The organism is Streptomyces caelestis (assembly GCF_001279005.1).
GTDB classification, from domain to species: domain Bacteria; phylum Actinomycetota; class Actinomycetes; order Streptomycetales; family Streptomycetaceae; genus Streptomyces; species Streptomyces heliomycini.
The window spans coordinates 14,901-27,982 of sequence record NZ_LGCN01000224.1 but is presented as its reverse complement, the minus strand read 5'-3'; the positions used below and the strand labels follow the sequence as shown (position 1 = coordinate 27,982).

Sequence of the window (13,082 nt, the reverse complement as noted above, 5' to 3'; positions counted from 1 at the left end):
TGGATGTGAGGGGCAACCGGCTGAGACGCAGATCACAGCATCAGGCCGACAGGGCCGCCGGTTCCGGGGCCGTGGACAGCTCCGTCCGGTGCCGGCTGTTGGCCCTGATCAGCACGTCGAGTGCGTCCCGGGTCTCGATCAGGTGCGCGATGTCGGCGTCGATCCGGTCGCGCTCGCGCATCATCGCCGTGAACGTCTCCTCGGCGACGCCCAGGTCATCCGGGACGTCCACACACGGCAGCACAGTCGCGATCACCCTGCTGGACATACCCGCATCGAACAACTGTCGGATGAGTGACACGCGCTGGACCGCGGCATCGGAATAGTGACGCTGCCCCGCGTCGGAGCGTGAGCTGGTCAGCAGGCCCTGCTCTTCGTAGTACCGCAGTGAGCGCGGACTCACGCCCGTGCGCTTGGACAACTCGCCTATCCGCATCCTTCGGAGCCTACGCCCGCGTGCTCCGGGTTCGGACCGCCGCTGAACTCACGGCCGTCATGCCGGTGAGAACTCTGTCACCAGCCGCAACCGGTCGGCAGGATGCACACCATGAGCGGCACAGCGGCAACCGTCTTCACTGCCATGGCGGGCGGCGTCTTCGCCCTCGCAGTGGCGTACATCGGCTACAGGGCCGGTCGGCGGCAGACCACCGACCAAGCCACCGTCGAACACGGTCAATGGTTACGCGGGCAACGCCAGCAGGCCTACCTGGCGTTCGTCGACACGTGGGACTCGTGGATGGAGGCCCTGCAGGGCCTGCAGCAGTCGTGGGAGCCGTGGGTGCGTGAGTATGAGCAAGGTGACCGACTCGATGACCCGACCGAGGAATCGAGCCGTCTGCTGGGAGATGCGTGGCGCGCGGTCCGCAGGGATCTCGAGCGGGTGGAGTTGTTGGGCCCTCAGGAGATCGACGTCGCGGTACAGGCGATGGTGGACGCCTTCCGGGAGATGCGGGACGTGATCACAGTTCAGATGTCGGCCGGCGCGACCTGTCCGAACTGGGATGAGTGGAACCCGGTGACGGTCCGGGCCAACACGGCACGGCTCGACTTCCATGCGGCGGCGATCCGGACGTTGCGGCAGCCGCCGAGCCCGGAGGGGGAGAGTGAGCGCGTGGAGGAGTAACCGAGACCATGTGTGGCTGGTGACACGGTTCTCGCCGACACCCCCGCTCCGGCGGGGGGCGGGAACTGCCGGCGAGCCGAGGTCAGTAAGGCAGGCCGGCGCTCACCGGCCCCGGGGGCCGTCCGGTCGTCGCGCGGGGGCGGGGGCCGCCGCGCGGGCGCTGCGCCGTCGACGTGGACAGGATGATCTCGCGCCGGGCCGTCTCCGCGATCTCGATGATGCGCTCGGCGTGCGGCAGCAGCCGCGCGCCCGCCTCGGTCAGGGACAGCCGGCGCCGGCTGCGGTCGAACAGCTCGGTCCCGAGGGCCTCTTCGAGGTTCTTGATCTGGGCGGTCACGGTCGACTGGGCGTAGTGCAGGTTCTTGGCGGCCCGCGTGAAGCTCAGCTCGGCCGCCACCTCGCGAAAGGCCCGTAACTGTTGGAACTGCATGACATGGCCCCTTCCTCCGACCACGCTTCTGAGACAGACAAAGATACCAGCGTGCCCGTTTCTTTTCGACCCCGATCGGTCGTTCAGTCGGCCATCGCCACCGGCGACATCAGGTCCCGGGCGAGCTGCGGCATCACGCCGTCCAGCAACTCCCCCTTCCGCACGGCCCCTTCCGCGGTGCGCGGCAGCTCGTCCACGGCCACGGCGTGCGCGTACAGGGCGGGCAGATTGCGCTGGCAGGCCGCGAGCACGGCCCGCCGCCCGGAGATCTCCCGTTCCGGCGAGAGCGGGACGAACGCCACCACCAGCGCGCCGCCCAGCTCGGGCAGCTCGGTGTGGACCACGGCGCACTCCCGTACGCAGGCCAGCTCGAGCAGCTCCCCCTCCAGGGCGAAGAAGCCGCTGTCCAGGTCGGCGTCCGGGACGTCCTCGAAGAGGTCGAACGAGGGGTGGGCGGTCATGCGGAAACCTCCTGATGCACGCTCTGCTCCAGCTGGAGGTTCAGGGTGATGATCGGAAGCACCGCTTCCAGCAGCTCGGCGGTCCGGATCCGGCCCGTGGGGCTGTAGGGGATGTGGTCGACCGCGATCACGTGGGCCGGGATCGACGGCACCCGGCGGGCGCAGGCGGTGCGCAGCGCGGTGTGCCCCGAGACCTCGCGGCCGACGGCGACGGCGATGAACGGCACGACGAGCGCGTCGCCGAGCCCGGGCAGGCCGACCCGCACCACGGCGGTGTCGCGCAGGCAGGGCAGGTTGAGCAGGTCCGACTCGAGGCGGAACAGTGCCGCGTCGAGGGCGCGGTCGCGGGCGGGCGACGTCACGCCCGCACCGCGCCCGGTCAGGGTGAGCCGGCCCTGTTCGTCGAGGACGCCCAGGTCGTCGGTGACGAAGAAGCGCTGCTCCCCCGCTCCCGCGTCGAGGGTGACGAACGCGTCCTCGCCGTCGAGGTGACCGTCCATCACGTGGTGCCCGCAGACGGCGACCCGGCCGGGTCTTCCGGCCGGCAGCACGGCTCCCTCCGCGTCCAGGACCGCGAGCGTGGTGCCGAGCACCGCCCGTCCCGTGCGCATCCGGGAGACCTGCCCCTCCTCGGGGGTGAGGATCGCGCTCAGCCCGGTCTCGGGTGTCGTGTACGCCAGGTGCAGCACGGGGCCGAGCCGTTCCCAGGCGGCGTTGACCGTCCAGCGGCCCACGTGCCGGCCCGGGGCGATCACGCAGCGCAGACGTCCCAGGGACGCCAGCGGCGCGGACGCCGGGTGGGCCAGCAGCCGGCCCAGCGTGCCCGGGTCGAACACCGCGGTGGTGACGTGTTCGGCGGTGACGAGCGCGGCCAGGGTCTGCGCGTCCCGTGTGGCGTCCAGCACCACGGTGGCGCCCACCGCGAGCAGGGTGCGCGCCAGTTGCAGGGAGAGGGGCAGCCACAGGGGCGCGGCCACCAGGTGGGTGTCGTGCGCGTCGAATCCGAACTCGTCGATCAGAGCGACCAGTCCACGCCCCTCGGTGGCGGCCCGGCGCACCGTGATCCGCTGCCCGCCGGGCACCACGCCGAGGGACTCCCGGTGCCGTGGTTCGGGCAGCCGGCGCAACGGCTCGCTCTCCGACAGGCGGCGAAACGACACCTCCGGGTGCGGCGCACCGGAGGCCTCCGGGGTCCCGGCTCCGCCCGGCACGGGCTCGCACGCGGGCTCGCGCACGTCCTGCGCCGGTTCGGTCCCGTCGGCCGCCGTGGCGTCCAGCGTGATCCACGAGGACGCGGGTCCGCCCGGCCACGTACGCCCCTCCAGCAGCGGCCGGTGGTGCGGGTCGACGAACACCGCGCACGGGTCGAGCGCGCCGAGGAGGGCGTCGAGCCGGTCGCCGTCCTGCGCGGGGTCGAGCCCCGTGCAGGGGACGCCGAGCGTCGTGCAGGCGGCCAGGGCGACCGTGAGCTGCCCGCTCGGGTCGGCCAGGAACACCGCACGGACGGGGCCGGCTTCCGGCAGCCGGGCCACCAGGCCGGCCGCGAACCGGTCCACCGCGTCGGCGAAGTCCGTCCAGGACAGACGCGTCGCGCCGTCCACGACGGCGATCGCGTCGGGGCGGGCGGCCGCATGTCGGCGGATGTCGTCAAGTTTGATCATGTGGCTTCTCCGTGGTCGGTGAGCCCGGGCTCCGGCGTCCGGCCCTCGTCGCGCCTCCGCGCCGAGCGGCGGGCGTCGGGTACGGCACGCACGGCGGGCGCGGAGGCGGATCAAGCACCAGGGGAGCTGGAGACAGCAAAACAAACCCGCATGCGGGTTTTCAATGTGTATCGGAAAGTGCGATGCCACGGCGCCGGTGTGTCAGGTCCGCGCGCCCCACGCGCTCGGGGGCGCCGATCATCCGAGGGTGGCCCCGTCGGCCCGCCGCCCCGAGGAGGATGCCTTGCCCATCGCCCGGACCCATCCGCCGGCCGCCGGCCGCCTACCCGGCCCACTCGACCGGACGGTGCCCGCGTGAGGCCCCTCGCCGTACTCGTCGGCCTGCCCGGGGCGGGCAAGTCCACCGTGGGGCGGCTGATGGCCGGACACCTCGGCGTCGGCTTCCGGGACACCGACGAGGACATCGAGGCCGGCACCGGACGGTCCGTCGCGCAGCTCTTCGCCCAGGACGGGGAACGCCGCTTCCGGGAACTGGAGAGGGCGGCGGTGCGCACCGCGCTCGCCGAGCACACGGGAGTGCTCGCGCTGGGCGGGGGCGCCGTCGTGGATCCGGACACGCGCGGGCTGCTCACGGGCGGTCCGGTGGTCCACGTCGACGCCGGGGTCCGGGACGTGCTGGGCCGCCGCGGGGGCGTTACGGGCCGTCCGCTGCTCGCCGGGGACGCCGCCGCCCGGCTGCGGGAACTGGCCGCGCAGCGCGCGCCGTTCTACCGCGAGGTCGCCCGGGTGACCGTCCCCACCCGGGGCCGCGACGCCGCGCAGGTCGCGTGGGTGGCTCTGCGGTCCCTGTCCCTCCGGCCGGCCCGCTGACCGGCGGCGCCGGCTCCGCACCACGCCGTGGGGCGGCCACGGCCCGCCGGTACCGCGCGCACCCGGGCGTGAACGGGCCGGGCCCTCGACGGCAGGCCGCCCTGTTTGGAACCGGACGGCACGGTGGGCCGCGGGCGCCCGCCGGTGCGCGACGTGAACGTCGCAGCCCTCGAGCAGGTCTCCGAACCGGGCCGCAGCGGCTGTCGGGAGCGTGCCGCCGGGACTCCGGAGCGCGGACCCGGCACATCTGAGGCGGCCGTGGCGGACCGGTCGTGGCGCCGTCCCGGAGCCGGAGCGTCGTCGCTCACGGCGGACGGGCGGCACCACCGGATCGCCGCGGCAGGCCGTCCGCGGCCGGCGACCGCAGCCGGCCGAGCGGTCGCGGCAGCTGGTCGTCCGTTCCCGCGGGCGGCTGGGCAGCCTGTTCGAACCGGACCGGCCGCGTGGCCGCCCGGGCGCCGAGGGGCCGCCGCGCTCCCCCTGCCTGCGGCGGACCCGTTCACTCGGCGGCGGCCTGCTCCTGTTCGGACCTGGCCATCAGCCGCTTGCCGCGGTCGGTCGTGAGGTCGAGCTGCTCGTACGTCTCGGAGGTCGCGATCACACGGGCGAGCCCCCGGTAGAGCACCGCTATCCGTTCCTCCAGGTCACTGCGGTCGCTCATCACCTCCGACATCAGCTGCACCCCGCTGAACGCGCCGACGATCATCTGCGCGGCGTCGGGGATGTCGACGTCCGGCAGCAGCTCGCCCCGCTCGTCCGCCTCGGTGAGGATCCTGAGGTGCGCGTCGATCCACGCCTGGTACGGAATCCGGCGGTTGAGCTCGTGCACCTGGTCCACCGCCAGCCGGATGCTGCCCTGCAGCATCCGGTCGAAGGTGAGGCGGTGGGCGACGAGCAGCCCCATGTCGAACACTTCCTGGAGCTTGACCGTGCGCTCGCCGGGCGGCACCTCCAGGTAGCCGATCTGACCGCTGACCTGTTCGTCCAGGACGGCCTGGGCGAGTTCCACCTTGGACGCGAAGTGGAAGTAGAAGGCTCCTTTCGTCACCCCGCACCGGTTGTAGACGTCGTAGATCGTGGCCCCCGCGTAACCATGTTCGGCGAAGACCTCCCCAGCTGCGTCAAGGATTGCTTTCCTGGTCCTGACCGCACGCTCCTGCCGTGCCACGCGGCCTCCCATCTGTGCTCCGCCGCCCCGGAAGGACGGCTTCCTGTTCCTGATCTGCGGGTCCGTCGTTCATTCCATTGAAAAACAAACCCGCATGCCTGTACTTTACCGACCGCGGGGGGCGATCGGCCATACCTCACCGCGTGCACCTTCACCGACGAAGGGACAGCAATGACTTCGAGTGCTATGGCTTCACAGACCCGGGGACTTTACAAAGGGGCGTCCTACGCCCTGTTCCCCCAGGTCAAAGCCGTAAGACCCCCCGTCGCGCCGACACCGGTGGCCCGGGAACTCGTCCACCGGGCACAAGCGCACGACGTGCTCCCCACCAAACTGACCCGCCATGACGACACGAACTTCACGGTCTCCGCACGCCTCCCCCACCGCCACCGGCTCTTCACGACGACGGACGGCCGGTACACGGCCTCCTACGTGCTGGAGGCGATCCGGCAGACCACCCTCCTGGTCTCGCACGCCGAACTGGGCGTCCCCCTGGGCCACCACTTCGTGATGTGGGACATGGGCCACCGCCTCGACACGGAACTGCCGACCCTCGACACCCCCTCCGAAGGGCTCACCCTGGACGTCGAGGTGACGGACCTGCGCCGGCGCGGCGCCGTGCCGTCCGCCGTGGCGCTGGAGATGACGATCCGCGCCGCGGGACGCGCCGTCGGCACCGGCTCCATCCGCTTCAACATCACCTCGCCCGCCGCCTACACCCGCATACGCGGCTCCCTCCCCACCACCGGCGCCCCCGACCTGGCCGCCGCGCTGCCCGCCCCGATGGACCCGCCGACCGTCCACCACACCCGGGCGTGCGACGTCGTCCTCGCGGCACCCGACCGGACCGGCCGCTGGCAGCTGCGCGCCGACCCGGCCAACACGCTCTTCTTCGACCGGGTCAACGACCACATCCCGGCGATGGTCCTCGTCGAGGCCGCACAGCAGGCCGCCGGCCTGACCGTCCCCCCGGGCCGGTTCGTCCCCTCGTCCTCCAGGATGAACTTCAGCCGGTACGTCGAGCTCGACCAGCCGTGCTGGATCGAGGCCCACCAGGACACCGCCGAGGACGGAACGACCTCGGTCCGCGTGACCGGCCACCAGAACGAGCGACTCGCCTTCACGATCGAGTTCGCCGACACCGCCGCCCGCTAGGGCACCGCGGCGCCACGCCGCCTTCCCGCGGGAGACCGCCCGACAGGGCCGCCGGTCCCGCTCTCCGACGGAGCCGAACCGCCGTCGCCGTACGAGTCCTTGAACGACTCCCCTCCTCGGGTGCCGCCCGACCGTCCCCTCGTGCCGGCATCCCCCCACGGCCTGCCCCGGCAGAGCACGTCACCGGATGCGTTCCCTTCGTACGCGCGCCACGTGCCGCCCCCTCCACCGGCCCGTCACCCTCCCTCCCCCAGCGGAAGAACCCCCGGCCACACCTGTACGCCGAGGGGACCGACGCCGTGCGCCTCCCGGGTCCCGACCGCGCCCCACCGCGCCGGAGCCCGGGAGCGCACACCCGCGGCCACGCCGGGAGCGGCACCCCGCCGCAGCCGGTCACCGGACCGTCCAGCCGCCGTCCACCGGCACGGTGGCGCCGACGACGAACGAAGCCCGGTCGCTGCCGAGCCAGGCGGCGGCCTCGGCGATCTCCTCCGGGTCGGCCAGACGCGGCAGGGGCGTGGCACTGCGGATCAACTCCTCGGCGCCGGGCTGCCGTTCGAGCCAGTCGTCGAGCATCTCGCCACGCGTCGAACCCGGCGCGATGGCGTTGATGCGGATACCGTGCGCCGCGTACTCCGCGGCCGCCGCCTTCGTCAGCCCGACCACGGCGTGCTTGGAGGCGACGTAGGGGGCCGCGACGGGGGTGGCGACCAGCCCCGCGGTACTGCTGGTGTTCACGATGGCCCCGCCGTGCGGCAGCATCGCGCGGATCTGGTGCCGCATGCAGTTCCACACCCCGCGCACATTGGTGTCCATGATCAGGTCGTACAGCTCGTCCGCCGTCTCGTGCAGGGGGACCTGGGGGGCCGCGGCGCCGGCGTTGTTGAAGGCGACGTCCAGCCGCCCGAAGCAGGCGAGCGTGCGCTCCACCGCGGCGGCCACCTCGGCGCCGCGCACGACGTCGGCGGTCGTGAACTCCGCCTCGTACCCCGCGGCGCGCAACTCGTCGGTGAGGGCCCGCAGTCTCTCCTCGCGGCGGGCCACCAGCATCACCGCCGCGCCGTCGCGGCAGAACACCCGCGCGGCCGCGGCGCCGATCCCGCTGCTCGCCCCGCTGATGAAGACGCACTTACCTGCCAAAGGGCCGTCCCGCTTCATGATCCCCAAACTATCGGAGGAACGTCTTCCGCTATCGCCGGTGCACACAATCGACCTGATTCCTCCGTCGTCCCACGGGACTTCGCCCCGACTTCACCCACCGGACGGCTCTCCCGCCCGGCCACCGACCTGACACACGTGGCCGGATACGGGCTTTCGCCCGCCGCACGGCCGGGGCGGCCACGCCGCGAGGAGACCGCACCGGCAAGGCCGCCGTGCGGCCGTCCCGCGCCGGACGCCTACGGGACCACGCCCACGGTGTAGGCGTTGTGCGGGACACCGCCCAGCAGACGGGCGCCCGCGGACTGGAGGACCTGGTCCTGGGCGACCACGTGCTGGCACATCGTGTTCAGGTCGCGCAGCCAGCGGTCCAGCACGGAGGGCCGGTAGACCGCGGCGGTCGCCACCAGGTCGAAGAGGGAGGCCACGACGGAACGGGCCGTACGGAAGGCGCCCGCCCGGGCCAGCACGGTCGCCACCTGCTCGTCGGCCGTGGGCACGTCGCCGGCCTGGAGGACCTCCCACTGCTCGCGCAGACTGCCGTAGACGGCGTACCGGGCCGCGGCCAGTTCCATCTCCGCCCGCGCGACGGCCGTCTGGACGCGATAGCTCTCCGCCCACGGCGTCCGCGCGGCGTGGTCGACCCGGGTCGTGGCCATCCGGCGCACATGGTCGATCGCGGCACGCGCCACCCCCAGCGGCACACCGGGCATGTTGCGCAGCACCGCGTCGGACGTGGCGGCGGCCCCGGTGACCCGCGGCCGGGCGAAGCTGAACGTGTACTCCTCGGGCACGTACAGGTTCTCCGTGCGGTAGTCCCTGCTGCCGGAACCGGCCAGGCCGGTGGTGTACCAGGTGTCCTCGGTCTCGAAGTCCTCGACCGGAGCCACCACGATGCGCCAGTCGCCCGGAGCCCCGGGCGGCCCGGGCTCGAGTTCGCCGCGGCGGGTGACCAGCACACCGCCGACGACCCAGGTGCTGTGGGTGATCCCGCTGCCGAAGCGCCACTGCCCCGTGACCCGGTAACCGCCGGGCACCCGCTCGGCACGGCCCGTCGGCGTGATCGCCCCGGCGGTGACGGCGTCCGGGTCGGCCAGCAGCCGGCGCGCGACGTCCTCGCGGAGGAACCCCGCGTAGATCGGGGTGTCCATGCCGATCATCGCGCACCAGGCGGCGGAGGCGTCACCGGTGGCCAGGGCCTCGATCACCTCCGTCTGCTGCACGGCGTCGAGCTCGGGACCGCCCCACGCCCTCGGACGGGCCATGCGGAAGACACCGGTCCCGCGCAGCAGCTCGACCACGTCCGGCGGCAACTGCCGGCTGTTCTCGATGTCCTCGGCCCGCTCGCGCAGCCGGGGCGCGACGGCGCGGGCCCGCGCCAGGATCTCCTCCGCGGTGAGGGCGCCCTCCTCGGCGGAGACGGAATCCAGCAAGTCGACGAGGCTCATACGGCCTCCTCCTTCCCGGCGCGCGGCACTCACGCGTAGCGCCCCGCGGCGATGACGTGATGGGGATCGACGGCGTCCTTCAGCCGCCGGGCGAAGGCCCGCGCACCGGCGCCCGCGGGCAGCCGGCCGGCCCAGCCGGCGTGATCGACGTCGAGGCGGTAGGGGAGGAACCCCTCACCCGCGAACAGTTCGTAGAGCCGGTCCAGCGCCCGGTGGGCCCGCTCGGCCTCCTCGCCGTCACGGGCGAACCTCATCGTCACGACGCAGTCGACGACGTCCGCGCCGAGCACGTTGAGCGTCACACCGCACCGGATCCCGGTCTCCGCCCGCACCCGCCCGACCAGTTCGTCCGCCCGCGCCAGCGCCGCCCCGTCGAACGGCACCAGCGGCAGGAAGAACAGGAAGCCGCCCTCCTCGTCCAGCCGCACGGCCGGACGGCCCGTCTTCGCCTCGAACAGCGCGTCCGTCGGATCCGGATCACCGCCGTACGCGCGCTCCACCCGCACGGCGACGTCATGGCCGGCCGCGGCCGGATCGGCCGCGTCGGAGTCCGACACCGCGCCGAACAGGCGGGACCTGACGGCCTCCACGGCGAGGATGCCGCTCAGCGCGTCCACGACCTCCGGCGTCCCGTCGACGCACACATGGACCAGGTACTGGCCGGGCTCGCCGCCGTACGCCCGGGCGGCCACCTCGTTGTAGATCTTCACCACACCGCGGGTCAGCCCCTGTGCCACCCAGCGCCGCACCTCGGCGGTGGCCGCCTCCACCCGGTCGGGGGCGAAGGTGAGCCGGACCACCCGCAGCGCCTCGGGCCGCGGCAGCAACCGCACGGTGGCCGCGGTGACCACGCCGAGGTCGGACTGCACGAACAGCTGCACCAGCGAGGGGCCGAGGCCGTGGGCGTAGACCGGGGTCGGCCGGTCCTGCTCGGGCCACCAGCCGACCCGGATCAACTCCCCGTCCGGCAGCACGACCTCCAGGCCCGTCAGGTCCTCCACCCGCTGGTGACGCAGGCCCACACCGCGGTCCAGGGCGTTGCCGACCACGCTGGTGTGCGCGGAGGAGGCCGTCACGTTCAGCATGCGCTCGCCGCCCTCGAGGAGCCGGGCGAGGCGGGCCTGGGTGACGCCGGGTTCCACGACGGCCCAGCCCCGGGCGACGTCGATGTCGCGGATCTGGTCGAGGCCGGACAGGTCGAGCACGACCGCCCCGTCCCGGGCCGGTTCACGCGAGCCGAGCCCCCAGTTCCCTCCGGTGCTGAAGGCGTGCAGCGCGGCGGGGGTCTCCCCGTCGGCGAACAGCTCCACCACGCGCCGCACGTCCTCGGCCGTCTGCGGCCGTACCACCCCGAAGACGGCGCGCGAGCGGTAGAGGCTGACGTTGGGTCCGAGTGTGGTGGCCGGTGTGCCGGTCGTCTCCTCGTCGGGGTAGGTGACCCGGTCCGCGCCGACCACCTGAGCCGCCTTGGCGAGCACGGCCCTGAGACGGCCGGCGGCGGACGCCTCGTGCCGGGTGCCTGCTTCGGGAAGAACGGTCATCGAGACACCTCGGGGTTCCTTCGACAGCGGCGTGGACGTGGTGGACACGGGGGTGCTGGAAAGGGCGGACGGCCATGGGGACACGGCTCGTCATCCGCGGCTTCCACGCTAGGAAGGCACGTGCGTTTTCGGTCACCCGTTCGCGCACGCCCATTGAGTGGTTCGCGCACACCTTCCGCCGTCGAAAACGACCTCCTCGCTCCGGCCCCGGCCCACGAACGGACGGTGCGACGGGCCGCGGCCGGCCGACCGGGTGCGGAGGTACGGAGTCCTCCGGGCCGGAGGCTCGGAGGACGGCCCACCCCCTGCCGCCACCACGCTTTCGATGCTGTTTTTCCGTCACGGCCGGCACCACCCGGGACTCGGTACCGCTGCTGCTGACCAGGGCCTTCACCGGTCAACGGCCCCGCACGCGAAGCGAGCTGAGCCACCGGGGGTTCTTTTTTTAAGAGGGATTTCCGAAAACCGGCCTCTGACCTGTGGGTTTACGTGAGCAAATGTCGGTGGCCGCCGACATTACGCCTCCCTGGATGTCGTTGAGCGCCGACATTCAGAGGGGAAAGTTGCGCCTGGTCGCAACTTCCGTCGGAAACATGCGAGGAGGCGCAACTTTCCCCTGCCGGGGGCGTTCACAGGCAGAACCTGGCCGGTCTCGGCCGGATGCCCTGGTTCCACATCAGGGCCGGGACAGCGGATGTCGACGGTCGCCGACACAGACTTGCCGCCACTCGCAACTCTCCGGGGCGGAACATGCGGATGGCCACAACTTTTGCCGTACAGTGCCCAGCACCTGTATGCGAAAGGACCCCTCATGGGTGAATCTGCACAGCCTCTGCGTGGATCGCACGCGGGGCCCGAGCCACGGCAGGCGAGACCGGTACGGGCGGTGAGAGCCGACGACGGCCCGGACCTGGCGCGCCTGATCGCCGAGCAGTTCGGCAAGACCCCGGTGCACGAGGTGAGGACGACCGTCTACCGGCGGCCCCCGCACGACATGCTCGGCGCCGACGGCTACTCGCTCGTCAGCAACTACTTCCTGCGGCGTGTGCTGCCCTACTGCCTGATGCACAACGCCATCACGAAGCTGCAGTCGGCCGTGCTGTCGAACATCATCGGCCGGCAGAAGAAGGGCAGGATCGCGGTCACCCACGCGGAGATCGCGGAGGAGCTCGGCGTGAAGCGCACCAGCATCGGCCACGCCCTGGACGCCCTGTGCGAGAAGAACCTGATCCACCGGACCAAGAGGTCGACCTATCAGCTCAATCCCCGTGTGGCCTACAACGGCAACGGGCAGGAGCAGTACGACTTCCTCGCCGAACTGCGGGCCCTCGCGCTGGACTCCCGCTTCCCCGACGAGCTCTCACCCGAACTGACCCGGTTCCCCAAGACCGGCACCGGCACCGGCTGACGGAAGGGATACTGATCGCCATGCTCTTCAACACCACGGGTCTGCTGGGCATGCTGCACCAGCTCCGGCTGACGCCGACGGCCATCGACGTCCTGTCGGTGATGGTGGCCCATCAGCAGCCGGGCGGCTCGGTCGGCATGAACCAGTCCGAGATCGACGAGATCCTCGGCGTGGGCCAGGCCTCGATGAGCCGTGCCATGGCCCTGCTCGTCGAGCGGGGCATCGTCCTGCGTTCGGGAGGCGGCCGGGGCCACCGCTACGCCCTCAACCCGGCCGTCGCCGGCTACGAGTCGCAGACCGAGCTGGAGAAGGAGATGACCCAGCTGCTGTCGGTGGGCGGCCCGCCCTCCATCAGGGTCCCCGGCTACGGCAAGCGTCCTCCCAAGCCCGGCAAGGGCGGCCTGCACGCCGTCGCCTGACGCCGAGAAGCACCAAGGCCCCGGCGGGACTGCCGGGGCCTTGCCGCACCTGTACGCGAATCTGCGACCACCCCAGTATGCCTCCCGGGCCCGGCACGGCACCACGCGAAGCGGGGCGGATGGCCGAGGAGCAGCGCAGCGAGGACCGGCGCCGGGCCTACCCGGCCTCGCCCTGGCCGGGTGCCGGCCAGGGCGTCGAGCCCGCCGACCGAGCCTTCCTTCGAGGGGGGAGGAGCGCGG

General features: G+C 72.5%; 13 protein-coding genes. 5 read left to right on the top strand and 8 right to left on the bottom strand.

All coding sequences use genetic code 11. From position 1 onward, the window contains the following. Nucleotides 1-40 precede the first annotated feature (40 nt). Nucleotides 41-436: a MerR family transcriptional regulator gene (locus ADK41_RS28055; protein WP_030830958.1), complete on the bottom strand. Its 396-nt coding sequence runs from the start codon at nt 434-436 to the stop codon at nt 41-43. 111 nt (nt 437-547) lie between these two features. Here ADK41_RS28055 and ADK41_RS28050 point away from each other — a divergent pair, with 111 nt between their 5' ends. Then, nucleotides 548-1,123 carry a hypothetical protein gene (locus tag ADK41_RS28050; protein ID WP_030830955.1) on the top strand — a complete coding sequence of 192 codons (576 nt, stop codon included), beginning with the start codon at nt 548-550 and terminating at the stop codon, nt 1,121-1,123. 82 nt (nt 1,124-1,205) lie between these two features. Here the strand turns inward: ADK41_RS28050 and ADK41_RS28045 are convergent, their stop codons facing one another. The 3 genes from ADK41_RS28045 to ADK41_RS28035 form a co-directional block, all read right to left on the bottom strand. After that, nucleotides 1,206-1,553: a LysR family transcriptional regulator gene (locus tag ADK41_RS28045; protein WP_063756565.1), complete on the bottom strand. Its 348-nt coding sequence runs from the start codon at nt 1,551-1,553 to the stop codon at nt 1,206-1,208. Between the two features lie 83 nt (nt 1,554-1,636). After that, a complete protein-coding gene (locus ADK41_RS28040; protein ID WP_030830949.1) occupies nt 1,637-2,014 on the bottom strand; it encodes an AMP-binding enzyme in 378 nt (125 codons plus the stop codon). Beyond that, nucleotides 2,011-3,675 (bottom strand): class I adenylate-forming enzyme family protein, encoded by a 1,665-nt coding sequence (locus ADK41_RS28035; RefSeq protein WP_051843336.1) that lies wholly within the window; start codon nt 3,673-3,675, stop codon nt 2,011-2,013. Before ADK41_RS28035 ends, ADK41_RS28040 begins: the two co-directional genes overlap by 4 nt. Nucleotides 3,676-4,029: 354 nt before the next feature. On the opposite strand from ADK41_RS28035, the gene ADK41_RS28030 reads away from it, so the two are divergent. Further along, nucleotides 4,030-4,545 (top strand): shikimate kinase, encoded by a 516-nt coding sequence (locus tag ADK41_RS28030; protein ID WP_030830943.1) that lies wholly within the window; start codon nt 4,030-4,032, stop codon nt 4,543-4,545. Between the two features lie 499 nt (nt 4,546-5,044). On the opposite strand, the gene ADK41_RS28025 is transcribed toward ADK41_RS28030, so the two are convergent. Continuing rightward, complete coding sequence (locus ADK41_RS28025; RefSeq protein WP_030830940.1) at nt 5,045-5,713, bottom strand: ScbR family autoregulator-binding transcription factor; 669 nt, start codon at nt 5,711-5,713, stop codon at nt 5,045-5,047. Between the two features lie 171 nt (nt 5,714-5,884). Here ADK41_RS28025 and ADK41_RS28020 point away from each other — a divergent pair, with 171 nt between their 5' ends. After that, a complete protein-coding gene (locus ADK41_RS28020; protein ID WP_078662059.1) occupies nt 5,885-6,868 on the top strand; it encodes a ScbA/BarX family gamma-butyrolactone biosynthesis protein in 984 nt (327 codons plus the stop codon). Nucleotides 6,869-7,261: 393 nt separating this feature from the next. Here the strand turns inward: ADK41_RS28020 and ADK41_RS28015 are convergent, their stop codons facing one another. From ADK41_RS28015 to ADK41_RS42570, 3 genes are all read right to left on the bottom strand, one after another. After that, nucleotides 7,262-8,026, bottom strand: a complete 765-nt coding sequence (locus tag ADK41_RS28015) for an SDR family NAD(P)-dependent oxidoreductase (protein ID WP_030830933.1) — start codon at nt 8,024-8,026, stop codon at nt 7,262-7,264. Nucleotides 8,027-8,265: 239 nt separating this feature from the next. Continuing rightward, nucleotides 8,266-9,474 (bottom strand): acyl-CoA dehydrogenase family protein, encoded by a 1,209-nt coding sequence (locus ADK41_RS28010; protein WP_051843333.1) that lies wholly within the window; start codon nt 9,472-9,474, stop codon nt 8,266-8,268. Between the two features lie 29 nt (nt 9,475-9,503). Beyond that, complete coding sequence (locus ADK41_RS42570) at nt 9,504-11,015, bottom strand: FAD-binding oxidoreductase (RefSeq protein ID WP_063756564.1); 1,512 nt, start codon at nt 11,013-11,015, stop codon at nt 9,504-9,506. Between the two features lie 886 nt (nt 11,016-11,901). On the opposite strand from ADK41_RS42570, the gene ADK41_RS28000 reads away from it, so the two are divergent. Beyond that, nucleotides 11,902-12,423: a replication/maintenance protein RepL gene (locus ADK41_RS28000; RefSeq protein ID WP_030830924.1), complete on the top strand. Its 522-nt coding sequence runs from the start codon at nt 11,902-11,904 to the stop codon at nt 12,421-12,423. Between the two features lie 20 nt (nt 12,424-12,443). Then, nucleotides 12,444-12,842 carry a winged helix-turn-helix domain-containing protein gene (locus ADK41_RS27995; protein WP_037804698.1) on the top strand — a complete coding sequence of 133 codons (399 nt, stop codon included), beginning with the start codon at nt 12,444-12,446 and terminating at the stop codon, nt 12,840-12,842. Nucleotides 12,843-13,082: the final 240 nt, after the last annotated feature.